We start from the raw sequence: 17,656 nt of genomic DNA, 5'->3' as shown, positions 1-17,656 counted from the left end.
GGCATGAACCCTGTCGTTGCCCTGGCCCTGCGCCATCGCGTGCTTGTGCTCATCTTGCTGGCGCTGTTCCTGGTGGGCGGGGGCATTGCCTTTCGCCTGCTCAATATCGAAGCCTATCCCGATCCCGTGCCGCCGATGGTGGAGGTGGTGACGCAGAACCCCGGCCAGTCCGCCGGTGAGATCGAGCGCACCGTCACCATGCCGATCGAGATCCAGCTGGCGGGCATCAAGAACGTCAAGAAGGTGGAGACGATCTCGCTGTTCGGCCTGTCGGACGTGCGCGTGCAGTTCACGTTCGATTACGACTATGACCAGGCCAAGCAGCAGGTCATCAATGCCCTGTCGCAAGTGCCGCCCCTGCCCGGCGGCGCCCAGCCGGGCATTTCGCCCACCAGCCCGATCGGCGAAATCTATCGCTATCGCATCGTCGGGCCGAAAAACTATTCCGTCACCGATCTCAAGACCATCCAGGACTGGATCCTGCAGCGCCGGTTCAAGGCGGTGCCCGGGGTAATCGATGTCAACGGCTGGGCCGGCAAGAGCAAGACCTATGAGGTCACGATCGATCAGCGCGAGCTGGTTGCCTACGGCCTGTCGCTGGGCCAGGTACTCAACGCCATCAACAATGCCAACGGCAATGTCGGCGGCCAGACGATCAACCTGGGCCCGCAATCGGCCGTGGTGCGCGGCGTGGGCCTGATCCATTCGATGGACGATATCCGCGATACGCTGGTGGCCACCCCGGCGGCGGGCAAGCCAGTGCAGGTCAAGGACATTGCCACGGTAGAGGTGGGCAACCAGCCGCGCCTGGGCATCGTCGGCCAGGACAACGATGACGACATCGTCCAGGGCATCATCCTGATGCGCCGCGGCGAGCAGAGCCTGCCCACGCTCAAGGCGGTGGAGGCCGAGGTCGACAAGATCAACAACGAGGGCATCCTGCCACCCGGCGTCCATCTCGAAAAGATCTATGACCGCACCGACCTGATCGACGTGACGACGCATACCGTGCTGGAAAACATGGTATTCGGCATCGCGCTGATCTTTGCCGTGCAGTGGATCTTCCTGGGCACGTTCCGTAGCGCGCTGGTGGTGGCGGCCACGATTCCCTTTGCCCTGGCGTTCTCGATCCTGATCATGGTGCTGCGCGGGGAATCGGCCAACCTGCTGTCGGTCGGCGCGATCGATTTCGGGCTGATCGTCGATGCCACGGTGATCATGGTGGAAAACATCTTCCGCCATCTGGCCCAGCCACCGCGCGCGCGCTTTGCCGCCACTGGCGCGCTCGATCACCAAGGCGGCATCGCCAGCTTCTTTGGCAAGCTGGGCATCATCGAAATGTCGGCCGCCGAGGTGAACCGCGCGATCTTCTTTGCCGCGGCGATCATCATCGCCGGCTTCCTGCCGCTGTTCACGCTGACCGGGGTGGAAGGGCATATCTTCGGCCCGATGGCCAAGACTTATGCCTATGCCATCGTCGGCGGGCTGATCGCCACGTTCACCGTGGCGCCGGTGCTTTCGGCCTTCCTGCTCAAGGACGAGGAGGAAGAGCGCGAGACGCCGATCGTGCGCGCGATGCGCCGCGTCTATGATCCGGCGCTGCGCTTTGCGCTGGCCAATCGGGTGGTGGCGCTGGGCACCATGGCGGCGCTGCTGCTGGCAGCCGGCATTGCCATGCATGGGCTGGGCCTGGAATTCCTGCCCAAGCTGGAAGAGGGCAATTTCTGGATTCGCGCCACGCTGCCGCCCTCGATCAGCCTGGAAGAGGCGCAGGGCCAGGTGAACCGCATGCGACACATGCTGATGAAGTATCCCGAGGTGAAGACCGTCATCAGCCAGCTTGGCCGCCCCGACGACGGCACCGACACCACCGGCTTCTTCAATGCCGAATTCTACGTGCCACTCAAGCCGGCCAGCCAATGGCCGAAGGGCGTGACCAAGGAAGCACTGACCCGCCAGGTGAATGCCGAACTGGCCGCACCCTTCCCCGGCGTGGAATTCAATTTCAGCCAGAACATCGAGGACAATGTCGAGGAAGCCGCGAGCGGCGTGAAGGGCGCCAATTCGATCAAGCTCTATGGCAACGATTTGCAGGCGCTGGAAAAAACCGCCTATCAGATCAAGGGCATCATGGCCAAGATCCCCGGCATTACCGACCTGTCGGTGTTCGATGCGCTGGGCCAGCCCACGCTGAACATCAAGATCAACCGCGACAAGGCCGCGCACTATGGTCTTGCCCCCGGAGACATCAACGCCGTGGTCCAGGCCGCGATCGGCGGGCAGGCGGCGGGCAACCTCTATGAATATGGTTCTGACCGCAATTTCCCGATCGTGATCCGCCTGGCGCCGCAGTTCCGCCAGGATCTGGCCGCGATCCGCGCCATCCCAGTGGCGGTGCCCAATGCCACCGGCGGGGTCAGCCAGATTCCGCTTTCGACCGTGGCCGATGTCAGCCTCGTCTCGGGCTATTCGTTCATCTATCGCGAGAACCAGTCGCGCTACATCCCGATCAAGTTCTCGGTGCGCGGGCGCGACCTGGGCAGCGCGGTGCTGGAAGCGCAGCACAAGATCGCGGCCGAAGTGAAGCTGCCCGCCGGCAGCCGCATCGAGTGGGTGGGCGAATTCGGTGATCTCCAGGCCGCGCTTGCCCGGCTGGAAGTGGTCGTGCCGATCAGTCTGGCGCTGATCGTGATGCTGCTGTTCCTCAACTTCGGGTCGGTGCGCGACACCGCCCTGGCGGCCAGCGTGATGCCCATGGCGCTGGTCGGTGGCGTGCTGATCCTGGCGCTGACCGGAACCCCGTTCAGCGTGTCGGCGGCGATCGGGTTCATCGGCCTGTTCGGCATTTCGGTGATGGAGGGCATTCTCGTGCTGGCCTATTTCAACCAGTTGATCGGCAATGGCATGGACCGGGCGCAGGCCGTGCTGCATGCCGCACGCACCCGCTTCCGCCCGGTGATGATGACCTGCATCGCCGCCTGTGTCGGCTTGCTGCCGGCGGCGGTATCGACAGGCATCGGCAGCCAGGTGCAGCGCCCGCTGGCCATGGTGGTGGTGGGCGGCATCCTTCTGGCGCCGGTGCTGATCCTGATCGTCTTGCCGGTGATGATCGATCTGTTTTCCAACCGCCCGGTCCGCCCGGCCCAGGAACCGGAGCAGGCGGCATGAGCGCGCGGCAGGTAATTGTCGCGGCCGCCTGCGTGCTGACCAGCGGGTGTGCCGTGGGGCCCGATTTCCACACCCCCGCGCGCCCTGCGCAAACCGCCTATGCCCCGGCCACGCCCAGCGCGATCACCGCGCCCGATGGCGTTGCCGGCGGTACGCAGGTGCTGTCAGCGGGCGCGGTGGCGGGCGAATGGTGGCACGCGTTCGGCTCGCCCGCGCTCGATGCGCTGATCGACCGGGCGCTGGCAGCCAATACCGATCTGGCCGCCACGCGCGCCGGGCTGAGACAAGCGCGCGAGCTGTGGCTGGCGCAGCGCGGGGTGCTGTTTCCCACGGTCGATGCCGGGGCCACCACCAACCGCGTCAAGGGATCGCAATACCTGGCCCCGGTGCCCAACAATTCAAGCTTTACCTATAGCCTCCAGACCGCACAGGTGAATGTCGGCTACACGCTCGATCTGTTCGGCGGCAACCGCCGCAGCGTGGAACAGGCCCGCGCCCAGTATGATGCCCAGGCCTATCAGGCGCAGGCCGCGCGGATCACTCTGATCAACACCGTGGCGGCCACCGCGTTTCAGCGCGCCGCCCTGCAGGAACAGGTCGATCGCCAGCGCCAGGTGATCGCCCTGCAACAGGAACTGCTGGCGATCACCCGCCACCAGCTGGCCGTGGGCCAGGCCGCCGGCGTCGACCTGATGGCGCAAGAGGCGCAACTGGCGCAGGCGCAAGGCGCGCTGCCGCCGCTCGAACATGCCCTGGCGCAAAGCCATGACCTGCTCGCCTATCTTACCGGACAGGGCGCGGCCGATGGCTCCCTTCCGCCGCTGGCCCTGGCGCAGGTGACGCTGCCGCATGACCTGCCGCTCAGCCTGCCGGCGCAGCTGGTGCGCAACCGGCCCGATATCCGCGCGGCCGAAGCCAACCTGCACGCCGCCAGCGCCGGGGTGGGCATCGCGACCGCCAACCGCCTGCCGCAGATCACCATCGGCGCCAGCGCCGGCGGCAATTCCGGGGGCTGGTCCAGCCTGCTGTCGGCCGCCAACGCGTTCTGGTCGGCCGGCGCTGGTATCACCCAGCCGATCTTTGCCGGCGGCGCCCTGCTGCACCGGCAGCGCGCGGCGCGCGCCGCCTATGACCAGGCCGACGCGCAATACCGCTCCACCGTGCTGGCCGCCTTCCAGAACGTCGCCGATACGCTCGCCGCGCTTGCAGCCGATGCGGCGGGCCTCGCCGCCGCGCAAGACGCGCGCGAGGCGGCACATGACACCCTGGAAGCGACCGCACGCCAGGCCCGCGATGGCGCCGTGGCCCCGGCGGCCGAAGTGCAGGCCCGCATCGCCCTGCTTCAGGCCGACCAGGCCCTGGCCCAGGCGCAGGCCGCGCGGCTGAGCGATACCGCCGCCTTCTATGAGGCACTGGGCGGCGGGTGGCATTCTCCGGCCGGCTGATCTAGGTGCCGGTCATGTCCGTTGCATCACATAACCTGCCCGATCCGGCCTCTATCGCCGCGCTGTTCGATGTCGATCTGGTCGGGCTGATCACCAGCCTGATCTGCCTGTCGACCGCGTTCGTGCTGGGCACGCTGATCGGGCTGGAGAGGCAATGGCGCCAGCGCACCGCCGGGCTGCGCACCAATGTGCTGGTGGCGGTGGGCGCGGCCGCGTTCACCGATCTCGGCCTGCGGGTTGCCGGGGTGGATGGCGGGGTGCGGGTTATTTCCTATGTCGTATCGGGCATCGGCTTTCTCGGCGCCGGTGTGATCATGAAGGAAGGCACGCAAGTGCGCGGGCTGAACACGGCGGCCACGCTCTGGGCCAGTGCGGCGGTGGGCAGCTTTGCCGGCGCGCGCAAACCGGCGGAAGCCGTGCTGGTTGCGATCTTCGTGCTGGCCGGCAACACGCTGCTGCGCCCGCTGGTCGATGCCGTCAACCGCCGCCCGCTGACGCCGGGCGAGACGGAGGCGCTCTATCGCGTGCACGTGGTCTGCGCGGCGGAAAACGTCGCCACCGCGCGCGATCTGCTGTTCGAGGAACTCGACATGCACCACTATCCGATCCGCGAGATCGAGACGCTGACCGATGGCGACACGCAGGTCGAACTTGGCGCGATCCTGGTGCCGACCACCGCCAACCCGGCGGATCTCGATGCGATCACCGCCCACATCGGCCGCCACGCTGCCATTACCAGCGCCACCTGGACGGTCAGCACCACGCATTGATCGGGCGCCGGCAGGCATTGCGGTTACCGGCGCGTGGCATATATGGTCGCGCCCGGCCGGAACAGGAATTGCCCCCATCGCCGCGGCTGCTGGAGTAAGCGGGAATGAGCCTTGTTGTGCGCACGCTGGCCGATCGGATTTTCGATCTCGTGCGCGAGAAAGTGGTGTCGGGCGAGTTGCCGCAGGACCAGCCGATCCGGCAGGATGCGCTGGCCGCCGAATTTGGCGTGAGCAAGATCCCGCTGCGCGAGGCGCTGGCCCGGCTGGAGCAGGAGAACCTGCTGGTTTCCCATGCCAACCGTGGCTACTTCGTCCGCGCGATGAGCGCTGACGAGGCCGAGGAAATCTATGCCCTGCGCCTAGCGATCGAACCGGCGGCGGTTGGCCTGGCGGCACTGGCCGCCACCGACGCCGAACGCGCCGCCGCCACCGCCGCGATGGACGCGCTGGACAAGGCCGCTGCCGGCCAGGCCGAGCAGGTGGCCATGCGCAACCGCGAGTTCCACGTTGCGCTGGCCCGGCCCTGCCGCCGCGTGCTGACCGTGCAACTGATCGAGCGGCTGCAGTTCCTGTCGGAACGCTATACCGTGGCCCATCTCGCCCCGGCCGGACGCGGCGACCGCGCCCATGACGAACACAGTGGCCTGTTGCAGGCCTGGCTGGCACGCGATGCCGCCCATGCCGAGGCACTGGCCGCCGCGCACATCACCGGCACGCTGCAGGACCTGCGCCAGCAATTGCACCAGGCCTAATCCCGCTTGGGCAGCGCAGCCGCAGCATCAGGCTCCGGTGAAGCGCGCCGGCCGCCGCTCGAACACGGCTGCCACCCCTTCGGCATAATCGGCGGTTTCGCGCAAGAGTGCCTGCCGCGCCAGTTCGTGGTCGAGCGTGGCCGCCACCTCCTGCGCCAGGCCGCGAGCCAGGGTGGCCCGCACCTCGACCAGGGCCAGCGGCCCGTTGGCGGCCACGGCGCCGGCCATGGCCAGCGCCGCTGCGTCAAGTTCCTCTGCCGGCACGAGGCGATCGACCAGCCCCCATTGCAGCGCCTGCTCTCCCTTTACCCGTTCGGCCGAGAGCATCATCCACGCCGCGCGCTGCTGCCCCACCACGCGCGGCAGGGTGTGGCTGATGGCAAAGCCGGGGTGAAAGCCCAGCGCCACGAAATTGGCGCAAAAGCGCGCTGCCGGGCTGGCAATGCGGAAATCGGCAGCCAGGGCGAGGCCCAGCCCCGCCCCCACCGCCGCGCCGCCCACCGCCGCGATCATCGGCTTGCGCCGGGCAAACAGGCGCAGCGCCTGGTCATAGAGCCGGCGGATCGCGGCCAGCCCATCGGGCCCGCTTTCCCCGGCTGCGCCGCCCACCAGGTCTGCCCCGGCGCAAAAGGTCTTGCCTTGCGCGCGCAGCACGATCGCGCGCACCTGCGGATCGGCATCGCAGGCCTCCACCGCATCGGCGATCTCGCCCAGCAATTCCACCGAGAGGAAATTTAGCGGCGGATGCGCGAGGGTGATGATGCCAAGATGATCGGCAACCTGAAGGGCGAGGCGGTGCGGGGTCTGCGTCATGCGCGCCTTGTTCCTGATCTGCCCTTTTCCGGCAAGTCTCATCGCATCGGGCCGATTGCATCCGCGCAGCCTTGCGGGCATAGCCCGGCAACCATGCATGATATCCGCCTGATCCGCGAAAACCCGCAAGCCTTCGACGCCGCCCTCGCCCGCCGTGGCGTGGCCCCCGTCTCTGCCGACATCCTGGCGCTCGACGCCCGCCGCCGCGAGATGGCCACGCGGATGCAGGAGGCGCAGGGCCGCCGCAACGAAGCCTCGAAGCTGATCGGCGCGGCCATGGCCAAGGGTGACAAGGACACCGCCGAAGCGCTCAAGGCCGAAGTCGCCACGCTGAAGACCACGCTGCCCGCGCTGGAAGAGGAAGAACGCCAGCTTTCCGCGCAAAGCCTGGCCGCGCTGGCCGCCCTGCCCAACCTGCCCGCCGATGCCGTGCCCGAGGGGGAAGACGAAGCCGGCAACGTGGAAGTGGCCCGCTGGGGCACCCCGCGCAGCTTTGCCTTTGCGCCCAAGGAACACGCCGATCTGGGGCCGGCGCTCGGCCTGGACTTTGAAACCGGCGCGCTGATTTCGGGCGCGCGTTTTACCTTCCTGCGCGGCCAGATGGCCCGCCTGCAACGCGCGCTGGCGCAATTCATGCTCGATCACCAGACTGGCGTGAACGGTCATGTCGAATGCGCCCCGCCGCTGCTGGTCAAGGACGAGGCGGTGTTCGGCACGGGCCAGCTGCCCAAGTTTGCCGACGACCTGTTCCGCACCACCGACGGGCGCTGGCTGATCCCCACGGCCGAAGTCTCGCTGACCAATGCCGTGCGCGAACAGATCCTGGCCGAAAGCGCGCTGCCCCTGCGCATGACCGCGCTGACCCCGTGCTTCCGCAGCGAGGCCGGTGCCGCCGGGCGCGACACGCGCGGCTATATCCGCCAGCACCAGTTCGACAAGGTGGAACTGGTCACGATCTGCAAGCCCGAGGATTCGGCCGCCGAGCACGAACGGATGACGGCGGCGGCGGAATCGGTGCTCCAGGCGCTGGACCTGCCCTATCGCAAGATGCTGCTGTGCGCCGGCGACATGGGCGCGACTGCCCGCATCACCTATGACCTGGAAGTGTGGCTGCCGGGGCAGGATGCCTATCGCGAGATTTCCTCGTGCTCCAACTGCGGCGATTTCCAGGCGCGGCGGATGAATGCGCGCTATCGCCCGGACAATGCCAAGGGCACCGAATTCGTCCACACGCTCAATGGTTCGGGCCTGGCCGTGGGCCGCACGCTGGTGGCCGTGCTGGAAAACTACCAGCAGGAAGACGGCTCGGTAGAGGTGCCGGCGGCGCTGGCACCCTACATGGGCGGGCTTACTCGCCTGGTGCCGCAGGGCTGAACGCCATGGGGCGGATGCAACGGCGCGGCCTGGGCTTTCTGCTCGCGCTGCTGCCGTCGGCATCGCTGGCTGCGCCGCCCGCCCCGCCCGCACCGCCGCCGCCGCCCTATGAAAGCCCGATCATCGCCTGGACCTACGTGGTCCAGCCGGGCGATACCTTTGCCGCGATTGCCCGCCGCATGGGCGTTTCGATGGCGGCGCTGGCTGCGGAAAACCGCGTGCCGCTGCCCTATCTGATTACCCAGGGGCAAGTGCTGCGCCGGCCGTCGCCAGCAGGTGACGCCGTGCCGCCCTCATCCACCCATGCTTCACGCCCGGCGCCAGTGCCTCGGCCGGCACCCCGCCCGGCGCCCGTCGCACGCCCCGCGCCGCCGCTACGCCCGGCCCCCGAAACGGCCCCGGCACACCAGCGCGAAACTGGCGCCCCGCGCCTGTCCTGGCCCACATCAGGCACGATCGTGGCGCGCTTTGGCGTGCGCCAGGCGCAGGGGCGGGCCAACAACGGCATCGATCTGGCCGCGTTTACTGGCATGTCGGTCCACGCTGCCGCCGCCGGGCGCGTGCTGTTTGCGGGCACGGAGCCGCAGCGCTTTGGCCAGTTGATCGTGATCGATCATGGCGGCGGCTGGGTCACCGCCTATGCCTATCTCGGCCGGGTTGACGTGGTGGAAGGCCAGCGCGTGACTGCCCGCCAGCCGATCGCGCGGATCGGCCGCAGCGGCGAAGCGCAGAAACCGACGCTGCATTTCGAACTGCGCCGCGACAACGTGCCGCGCGATCCGGCGCCCTATCTGCCGGTGCGGTTGTAGGTTTGTTCATGGCCCCAGCACCACCCCCCAACCCCCTCCTCTGAAGAGGAGGGGGAGTTAAGGTGCTAAAGATAAAGCCCCATCCTCTTTAGAGGAGGGGGTTGGGGGTGGTGCGAGGCCTTACGCCGACTCTAGAATATCAGAACCGGCCGAGCAGCCAGAACACCGTGCCCATGGCCAGATAGCACAGCATGACGCAGCCGGCATCGATCATCGCCAGGCGCGTCGAGGTGCGCTGCTGGGTATAGCCGATCCACAGGCCGGGAATGACAAAGGCACCGGCCAGGCCGCCCGACATCATGAAGAAGAGCCAGGGCTTTGCCGCCAGGGTGGCCGCGCCGACGCGGGCGAACATGTGGCCCATCATTGTGGAACTGACCAGCAGCAGGCCCGCGGTGATCGCCAGCGTACGCCAGGGCGCCATGCGCAGGCCCAGCCCGCCCGGTCCAACTTCGGCCAGGCGCGCCCGGCCAAAGAGCGGGCCATACCACAGGCCCTGCACCGCCAGCGCCGCCAGGACGGCCAAAATCACTGCAAACCAGTTTACCGGACCCATTGCACCTCTTTCCTGTGCCACGCCCCCGTGTGTGCCTGTGCCTAGACCCAGCGCACGCAAAGCGCAAACATGCGACAGGAAATCATCGTTTTCCTTCCACGATCCGTCGCAGCGATCGCCGCCCAAGCCCAGCAAGGCCGGGGAAAAGCCATGATGAGGTGACGCGCGCGCCTTTTGCGCGTATGGGCGCGCGCACAATGGCCACTCTCCCCCCCGATTCCCGCGAAAATTCCGCCACCCCCGCCCCCGAGCCCAAGCGCGTGGGCATGGTCAGCCTGGGCTGCCCCAAGGCGCTGGTCGATTCCGAACGCATCCTCACCCGCCTGCGCGCCGATGGCTATGCCATGAGCGCGGACTATGCCGGGGCCGATGTCGTGCTGGTCAACACCTGCGGGTTCCTCGATTCGGCCAAGGAGGAAAGCCTGGCCGCGATCGGCGAGGCGATTGCCGAAAACGGCCGCGTGATCGTGACCGGCTGCATGGGCAACGAGGCCGAGGTAATCCGCGCCCGGTTCCCCGATGTGCTGGCCGTGACCGGCGCGCATCAGTACGAAGCCGTGGTGGAAGCGGTGCACGAAGCCGCGCCGCCGGCGATGGGCCCCTATTTCGACCTGATCCCCCAGGCGCTGGATGACATGGGCGGGGTCAAGCTCACCCCGCGCCATTACAGCTATCTCAAGATTTCAGAGGGCTGCAACCACGCCTGCTCGTTCTGCATCATTCCCGACCTGCGCGGCAAGCTGGCCAGCCGGCGGATCGATGCCGTGCTGCGCGAGGCGGAAAAGCTGGTGGCCGCCGGCACCCGCGAACTGCTGGTAATCAGCCAGGATACCTCGGCCTATGGCGTGGACGTGCGCCACGAGACACGGACCTGGAAAGGCCGCGAGGTGCGCACCCACATGACCGACCTGGCGCGCGAGCTGGGCCAGCTGCGCACGCCCGATGGCCAGGTGCCGTGGGTGCGGCTGCACTATGTCTATCCCTATCCGCATGTCGACCAGGTTATCCCGCTGATGGCGCAAGGGCTTCTCACGCCTTATCTGGATATCCCGTTCCAGCACGCCAGCCCCAAGGTGCTGCGCGCGATGAAGCGCCCGGCCAACGAAGCCAAGGTGCTCGACCGTATCAAGGCCTGGCGCGAAATCTGCCCCGACCTGGCGATCCGCTCCAGCTTCGTCGTCGGCTTCCCCGGCGAAACCGAAGAGGATTTCCAGTACCTGCTCGACTGGCTCGATGAAGCCCAGCTCGATCGCGTCGGCGCCTTCCGGTTCGAACCGGTCGAAGGCGCGGCGGCCAATGCCTTGCCCGATGCCGTGCCCGACGCGGTCAAGGAAGAGCGCTATGCCCGGATCATGGCCAAGACCGAGGCGATCAGCGCCGCGCGCCTGGCGGCCAAGGTGGGCCGCACGATCCGCGTAATCATTGATGACGTCGGCGAGCCGGACGAAGACGGCGATATCGGCGCCACCGGTCGCAGCCAGGCCGATGCCCCGGAAATCGACGGCGCGGTCTATCTGCGCAACGTGCCAGCCAGCCTCAAGGCCGGTGATTTCGTCGACGTGGTGGTGGAAGAGGCCGATGCCCACGACCTCTATGGCGTGATCGCCTGACCACCTGAGCGCCCCGCTGTTCAGCCGTCGAGGGCCTCGGTCGCGCTGTCGCGCGGGCGAACATAGACGCGCGCCACCAGGGGAAAGCGGCTCGATACATCGGTCTCGATCGCCAGCACGATGCGTTCCACGTCGCGCGCGGTGATCGTGTCGTCGAAATCGGCGCTGATGATCACGGTCACCATCGTCGGCGCGCTGTGCACGGTCAGCACTTCGTGCACGCGCACCACCCCGGTGTGGGCAGCTGCGGTGGCGCGGATCGCCGCGACCAGCTGGGGATCGGCGCTTTCGCCGATCAGCAGGCCCTTGGCTTCATAGAGCAGGATCAGCGCCAAGGCGCCCAGCACCAGCCCGATCACCACCGAGGCCATCCCGTCCCACAGCGGATTGCCGGTGAGCAGGCTGAGGCCAAGGCCCAGCGCGGCGACGACCAGGCCGACCAGCGCGCCTGAATCCTCCAGCAGGATGACCAGCGTGGGCGCATCCTTGGTATCGCGGATCGCGGCCCAGACCGTGCCGCGCCGCCCGCGGTTGAAATCGCCCAGCGCCGCCAGGATCGACCAGCCTTCCAGGCCAAAGGCCACGCCCAGCACGGCAAAGGCGATCAGCGGGCTTTCCGCCGGCTCGGGATGCAGGATGTGCATCACCCCTTCGAACACCGAAACCCCCGCGCCCAGGGCAAAGACCAGGATCGCGACGATGAAGCTCCAGAAATAGAGCTCGCGGCCATAGCCGAAGGGATGCAGCGCATCGGCCGGCTTCACCGCGCGCGAGCGGCCGTGCAGCAGCAACAGCTGGTTGGTCGAATCGACCATGCTGTGCACGCCTTCGGTGAGCATCGCAGAAGAGCCGGTAAACGCGGCGGCCACGAACTTGGCCACGGCAATGCCGAGATTTGCCCCCAGGGCAATCAGAATGGTGCGTGTCGATCCACCGGCCATGCGCGGTCAGGTCCCCTGTTGTCGTGACGAAGCACGGGGCTAACGCGCAAGGACGGTGAATGTCACCCGATTAGTTGCGCCGGTCGCTCAGGCCGCCAGGCGGGTATGGCCGGCGGGGGCATGGCCGGTGCCCAGGTCGAACTGGCCGACCAGCTGGCCCAGGGCATTGGCTTCATTCGACAGGCTGCGCGAGGCGGCCGTGGCTTCTTCCACCAGCGCGGCGTTGGCCTGGGTGATGCGGTCCATGTCGGATACCACGGTATCGACCTGGCCGATCGCGCCGGCCTGCTCTTCGGCCGAGCGGGCGATCGCCTCGATCATTTCCGACAGGCGCGAGGTGCGCTCCACGATCTGGCCCAGCGCGCTTTGCGTTTCGCCGATCATCTGCACACCATTGCCCACGTCGCGATCGCTCTCGCGGATGATCGCGGTGATTTCCTTGGCCGCTTCGGACGAGCGCTGCGCCAGGCTGCGCACTTCGCTGGCGACCACGGCAAAGCCCTTGCCAGCGTCTCCGGCGCGGGCCGCTTCCACCCCGGCATTGAGCGCCAGCAGGTTGGTCTGGAACGCGATGCCTTCGATCAGCGCGACGATTTCCTGCATGCGGTTGCTCGACTTGGCGATGTCTTCCATGGCCGAGACGGCCTGGGTCATCGTCTCGCCGCTGGCACGCGCCTCATGGCGGGTCTGCCGCGCGGTGTCGCTGGCGTCCTTGGCGGTCTGCGCGGTCTGCGCCACGGTGGTGCTCAGTTGGCGCACGGCAGCGGCGGATTCTTCCAGCGCGGCGGCCTGGTTTTCGGTGCGGCTCGACAGGTCATGGCTGGCCGATGCGATCTCGCTGGCACCCACGCGCACGCCCTGCGCGGCCTGGGTCACCTGGCCAAGGGCATCGGCCAAGGTCGCCATCGACTGGTTGAAATCGACGCGCAGCTGCTCGTAATCGCCGGGGAAAGTTTCGGTGATGCGGTGCTGCAGGCGCCCTTCGCGCAGCGAGGCAAGCCCCGCGCCCAACGCGCCCACCACCTGCTGCTGCACCGCCATGCGTTCTTCCCCCGCACGCGCCGCCCGCCGCGCCACGAAATCCTTGATCCCTTCCAGCGCACGGGCAATCTCGCCCACTTCGTCGGTCAGCTCATGCCCCGGGATGCTGCGATCGATCTGCCCCGATGCCATGTCCTGCATCGCCTCGGACAGGCGCATCAGCGGGTTCGACAGGCGCAACCGGAACAGCAGGGCGACGCCCAGAGCAACGATCACGGCCAGCACACCCGCCCCCACGGCCATGGACCGCAGACGGTCTGCCTGGGCCACGCCCGCTGCGGTGTCTGCCTTGGCCAGCGTGGCATTCCGCGTGGCCAGGCCAGCAATGCGCTTGCCCATGGTCAATCCCAGGGGATTCATCCGGTCGCGAAACTGGTTATAGGCTTCGTCGTTGCGGTTTTGCAGCGAATAGTCGCGCACCGGGCGGGCTTCCTTGACCCAGGTGTGGAAGATCTGCTGCAGTTCACCCACGGCGTTCAGTTCGTCCTGATCGCCGGTCGGCGCTTGCAAGGCGCGATAGTCGTTCAGGGCCTTGTCGAAATCCGCCACGCGCTGGTCGAACTCGGCATCGAGGCGGCGGGTTTCGGTCAGTTCGTTCGACAGGATGTGCTTGGCGATGGTCAGCCGCAGATCGCCCAGCATGCCACGCAACTGAGTCAGCGCGGTGAGCGTGGGAACCGTGTCGGTTGACATCGCGGTCAACCGCCCACCAAGGCTGCTGGTCGCCGAAATGGCCATGGCCGCACTGCCCACGGCCGCCAGGGCCAGTAGCAGCGTGCCCAGCAGGGAAATGGTGCGAATTCGCAAAGACCCGAAAACAGACATGTGAGAGCCACCCTTGCCTTGCATCATCCCGCGCGACAGATGGCGCGGCCTTTCGCAGTGCATGGACCATGGCGCGTTAAGCCTGCGCCGATGCCGGCATAGGGGATTATGCGAGAGGGGGGCGATGCGCGATGCCGGCCGGAATCAGCCGGTCACAGCCAGCCGATCCGGCGAAAACGCCAATAGAGCCCGCCGCATATCGTCAGGATCACGCCCCAGACGAAGAAATAGCCGTAGTGCCATTTGAGTTCAGGAATGTACTCGAAGTTCATCCCATAGATGCCGGCAACGGCGGTGGGCACGGCGAGCAGGCCCGCCCATGCGGCCAGTTGGCGAGTCATTTCCCCCTGGCGATGCTGTTCGAGCAGGCTGGCGGTTTCGACGATCGCGGCCAGCGTCTCTTTCAGTCCGCGCAGGCGCGCCATGGCGCGGCGCACATGGTCGAGCACGTCGCGAAACCAGATGCGCGCGGTGGGATCGATCAGCGCCACGTGGGATTCGGCCAGGCGCTGGCACACTTCCTCCATCGGGCCGATGATCCGCTCGAACCGGCGCAATTGCCGGCGCAGGCGGAAGATGCGGCGGATCGTCTGCTGTTCGGGAAAGACGTCGATCGCCGATTCTTCCATGGCATGGGCCACGGCTTCCAGGCGCTCCATGATCGGCAGATAGCCATCGACGATGAAATCGAGCACGGCATGCAGCACATAGTCGGCGCCTTCAGCCAGGCGCTCGGGATCGGCCTCGAGCTTGTCCCGCAGGCCCAGATGCGCCCGGCTGGAGCCGAACCGGACCGAGATGATGAAATCGGCGCCCAGGAAAAATGCCGTCTGGCCATAGGCCAGCGTCTCACCCGGCTCCAGCGTGGCGGTGCGCGCCACCACGAACAGGTGCTTCTGGTACTGGTCCAGCTTGGGCATCTGCTGGGGGTTGAGGGCGTCTTCCACCGCCAGGGGATGCAGGCCATAGTGGCTGGCGACCTGCGCCATCTCCTCGTGCGAGGGCTCGCACAGGCCAATCCAGTCGAATGCCCCGTCGGGCACGGCGGAGAACCTGTCGTCCAGGGCAAGCGGGCCGGGAATGCGGGCGGCCGAGCGGCCAGTGGGATCGGGCACATAGCGGCGCGCGGCAATGATCGTCATGGCGGCCTATTTGGCAATGGCACGGGAAAAGCGCAATCGTGCTGGCAAAAGCCGGGCAAAGCCTTACGTCCATGGCCATGACGATACACACGCCCGACCTGGATGTGGCGATCATCGGCGCGGGCATCAGTGGCATCAGCATGGCCGCCCACATCGCCCGCGATTGCCCCGGCCACCGCTTTGCCCTGCTGGAGCGGCGCGCCAGCCTGGGCGGCACCTGGGACCTGTTCCGCTATCCCGGCGTGCGATCGGATAGCGACATGCACACCCTGAGCTTCGGCTTTGCCCCGTGGCGCGGCGCCGATACCATTGCCGATGGCGCGGCGATCCGCGATTATCTGAACGAAACCGTTTCATTGTTCGATCTGGACCGGCACATCCGCCGCAACACCCGCGTGACGGCGGCCGATTGGGACAGTGCCGCCGCCTGCTGGCGCCTGGTACTGATCGACGCAGCGGGGGCGGAGCAGCACCTGGTGGCGCGGTTCCTGGTGCTGGCCTCGGGCTATTACGATCACGATGCCGCGCACGATCCGCCGCTCGCTGGCGAGCAGGACTTTGCCGGGCCGATCGTGCTGCCGCAGTTCTGGCCGCAGGATCTGGACGTGGCGGGCCGGCAGGTGGTGGTGATCGGCTCTGGCGCGACGGCGGCCACGCTGGTGCCGGCACTGGCGCAGCGCGGGGCGCAGGTCACCATGCTGCAACGCACGCCCACCTGGTTCATTGCCAGCCCACGGCAAGACCGGCTGGCACAGCTTCTGCACCGCGTGCTCCCGGCCCGCCTCGCCGCGCGGCTGGTGCGGGCGCGCAACATCCGCCTGGGTGCCTGGTTCTACAACCGCGCCCGCCGTGCGCCCGACAAGGTGGGCGCCTGGCTCAAGCGGCGAGCAGCCCGCGCGCTCGGCCCGGCCTGGGACGAAGCGGCGTTCACCCCGCCCTATGGCCCGTGGCAGCAGCGGCTGTGCCTGGTGCCCGACGGCGACCTGTTTGCCGCCATCCGCGCCGGGCAAGCCAGAGTGGTCACTGGCCACATCGCCCGGATCGAGGCCGGCGGCGTGGTGCTGGCCGATGGGCAGCGCCTGCCGGCCGATGTGATCGTCAAGGCCACCGGCCTGAAACTGGCCGTGGCCGGCAAGATCGCGCTCAGCCGCGATGGCGTGGCGGTGAACCTGGCCGATCACGTCAACTACAAGGATTGCATGCTGTCGAACCTGCCCAACCTGGTGCAGGTGTTCGGCTATCTCAACGCCTCGTGGACGCTGCGCGCCGATCTGGTGGCCGCGTTCACTACGCGGGTGCTCGCCCACATGGCGCGCACCGGCACGCACGTGGCCACCCCTGTGCTGGCGGCAGACCACGGCCTGGAAATCGACGATACGCCCGCGTTTTCCTCCGGCTATCTGCTGCGTGGGCAAGACATGCTGCCGCGCAGCAGCACCGACCGACGCTGGCGGCTCAATCACGATTACCTCGCCGATCGCGCGTTTCTGGCCAAAGACCCCCTGGAGGATGGCGTACTGCGCTTTGACCGCGCGCCCCAGCCGCTTGCGCCCGCGCCCGATTGCGTTATCGATACGCCCCGATGAGCGACGCATCCCGCACAAGCCCCGCCCGCATCTGGACCGCAGCCCTGCTGGTGATCGGCGACGAAATTCTTTCGGGCCGGACCCACGACAAGAACATCGCCCAGGTTGCCACTTGGCTCAACGTCCAGGGCATCCGCCTCAAAGAGGTACGCGTGGTGGCCGATGACATGGCCGCGATCGTCGAGGCGGTGAACGCGCTGCGCGCGCGCAACGACTACCTATTCACCACCGGCGGCATCGGCCCCACCCATGATGACATCACGGTGGACGCGGTGGCCGCCGCGCTGGGTGTGGAGGTGGTGATCCACCCGGCCGCCCGCGCGATGCTGGAAGACTATTACGGCCCGCGCGGCGGCGTGAACGAGGCGCGGCTGCGCATGGCGCGCGTGCCAGCGGGCGCCACGCTGATCGAAAACGCGCTGTCGGGCGCGCCGGGCATTGCCGTGGCCAATATCCACCTGCTGGCTGGCGTGCCGCACATTGCGGCAGAGATGCTGGCGGCACTGACCGGCACGCTGCAAGGCGGGCTGCCGGTGCTGTCTGGCACGATCGGCTGCTGGGTGACCGAAAGCGAAGTGGCCGATCTGCTGCGCGAAACCGAGCAGGCCCACCAAGGCTGCCAGATCGGTTCCTACCCGTTTTTCCGCGAAGGCAAGGTGGGCGCCAATTTCGTCATCCGCGCCACCGACCAAGGCATTATCGATGCCTGCATGGCCGATCTCATGGCCGGCCTTGCCGCACTGGGCCGGCAGGGCGTGACCGGCGGGATCTGACCGCAAGCGACGGAAATCTCTCTAGACTTGGCTGGCACTTGGGGCATTATT

At 67.4% G+C, this 17,656-nt stretch carries 14 protein-coding genes; 9 read left to right on the top strand and 5 right to left on the bottom strand.

Translation table 11 applies throughout. The annotated features are described in order from the left end of the window. Nucleotides 1–3: 3 nt before the first annotated feature. The 4 genes from IP65_RS13615 to IP65_RS13600 all read left to right on the top strand — a co-directional run bounded on the left by IP65_RS13615 (nt 4) and on the right by IP65_RS13600 (nt 6,135). On the top strand, nt 4–3,168 hold the full coding sequence (locus tag IP65_RS13615) for an efflux RND transporter permease subunit (protein WP_022677234.1): 3,165 nt from the start codon (nt 4–6) through the stop codon (nt 3,166–3,168). Then, nucleotides 3,165–4,613 carry an efflux transporter outer membrane subunit gene (locus IP65_RS13610; protein ID WP_054132081.1) on the top strand — a complete coding sequence of 483 codons (1,449 nt, stop codon included), beginning with the start codon at nt 3,165–3,167 and terminating at the stop codon, nt 4,611–4,613. The genes IP65_RS13615 and IP65_RS13610 overlap by 4 nt, the downstream gene beginning before the upstream one ends. Before the next feature lie 14 nt (nt 4,614–4,627). Then, nucleotides 4,628–5,383, top strand: a complete 756-nt coding sequence (locus IP65_RS13605) for an MgtC/SapB family protein (protein WP_022675609.1) — start codon at nt 4,628–4,630, stop codon at nt 5,381–5,383. Between the two features lie 104 nt (nt 5,384–5,487). Then, the gene (locus IP65_RS13600) at nt 5,488–6,135 is read left to right on the top strand and encodes a GntR family transcriptional regulator (RefSeq protein ID WP_054132080.1); all 648 of its coding nucleotides are present in this window, start codon (nt 5,488–5,490) and stop codon (nt 6,133–6,135) included. A gap of 27 nt (nt 6,136–6,162) precedes the next feature. Here IP65_RS13600 and IP65_RS13595 read toward each other — a convergent pair whose 3' ends face one another. Next, on the bottom strand, nt 6,163–6,948 hold the full coding sequence (locus IP65_RS13595; protein ID WP_054132079.1) for an enoyl-CoA hydratase/isomerase family protein: 786 nt from the start codon (nt 6,946–6,948) through the stop codon (nt 6,163–6,165). Between the two features lie 93 nt (nt 6,949–7,041). On the opposite strand from IP65_RS13595, the gene serS reads away from it, so the two are divergent. Together serS and IP65_RS13585 are read left to right on the top strand one after the other, a co-directional pair. Then, a complete protein-coding gene (serS, locus tag IP65_RS13590; RefSeq protein WP_054132078.1) occupies nt 7,042–8,322 on the top strand; it encodes a serine--tRNA ligase in 1,281 nt (426 codons plus the stop codon). A 5-nt stretch (nt 8,323–8,327) separates the two neighbouring features. After that, nucleotides 8,328–9,131 carry a M23 family metallopeptidase gene (locus tag IP65_RS13585; protein WP_054132077.1) on the top strand — a complete coding sequence of 268 codons (804 nt, stop codon included), beginning with the start codon at nt 8,328–8,330 and terminating at the stop codon, nt 9,129–9,131. A 139-nt stretch (nt 9,132–9,270) separates the two neighbouring features. Here the strand turns inward: IP65_RS13585 and IP65_RS13580 are convergent, their stop codons facing one another. After that, nucleotides 9,271–9,687 carry a DUF1761 domain-containing protein gene (locus IP65_RS13580; protein WP_210426922.1) on the bottom strand — a complete coding sequence of 139 codons (417 nt, stop codon included), beginning with the start codon at nt 9,685–9,687 and terminating at the stop codon, nt 9,271–9,273. Between the two features lie 197 nt (nt 9,688–9,884). Between IP65_RS13580 and rimO the strand changes: the two genes are divergently transcribed. Then, nucleotides 9,885–11,297: a 30S ribosomal protein S12 methylthiotransferase RimO gene (rimO, locus tag IP65_RS13575; protein ID WP_231627714.1), complete on the top strand. Its 1,413-nt coding sequence runs from the start codon at nt 9,885–9,887 to the stop codon at nt 11,295–11,297. 20 nt (nt 11,298–11,317) lie between these two features. Here rimO and IP65_RS13570 read toward each other — a convergent pair whose 3' ends face one another. The 3 genes from IP65_RS13570 to IP65_RS13560 form a co-directional block, all read right to left on the bottom strand. Then, nucleotides 11,318–12,238, bottom strand: coding sequence for a cation diffusion facilitator family transporter (locus IP65_RS13570; protein ID WP_054132074.1), 921 nt, complete (start codon nt 12,236–12,238; stop codon nt 11,318–11,320). 87 nt (nt 12,239–12,325) lie between these two features. Beyond that, entirely contained in the window at nt 12,326–14,104 is a 1,779-nt protein-coding gene (locus tag IP65_RS13565; protein ID WP_158441926.1) for a methyl-accepting chemotaxis protein, read from the bottom strand. A 152-nt stretch (nt 14,105–14,256) separates the two neighbouring features. After that, nucleotides 14,257–15,246: a magnesium and cobalt transport protein CorA gene (locus IP65_RS13560; protein WP_022675037.1), complete on the bottom strand. Its 990-nt coding sequence runs from the start codon at nt 15,244–15,246 to the stop codon at nt 14,257–14,259. 77 nt (nt 15,247–15,323) lie between these two features. Between IP65_RS13560 and IP65_RS13555 the strand changes: the two genes are divergently transcribed. Both IP65_RS13555 and IP65_RS13550 read left to right on the top strand, forming a co-directional pair. Further along, entirely contained in the window at nt 15,324–16,832 is a 1,509-nt protein-coding gene (locus tag IP65_RS13555; RefSeq protein ID WP_054132073.1) for an NAD(P)/FAD-dependent oxidoreductase, read from the top strand. Next, nucleotides 16,829–17,605, top strand: a complete 777-nt coding sequence (locus tag IP65_RS13550; RefSeq protein ID WP_022674803.1) for a molybdopterin-binding protein — start codon at nt 16,829–16,831, stop codon at nt 17,603–17,605. Before IP65_RS13555 ends, IP65_RS13550 begins: the two co-directional genes overlap by 4 nt. Nucleotides 17,606–17,656: the final 51 nt, after the last annotated feature.

Origin of the sequence: Novosphingobium sp. AAP1 (assembly GCF_001295765.1) — a bacterium.
GTDB lineage: Bacteria > Pseudomonadota > Alphaproteobacteria > Sphingomonadales > Sphingomonadaceae > Novosphingobium > Novosphingobium capsulatum.
The sequence above is the reverse complement of the archived record's forward strand: the minus strand, read 5'-3'. Positions and strand labels throughout refer to the sequence as shown.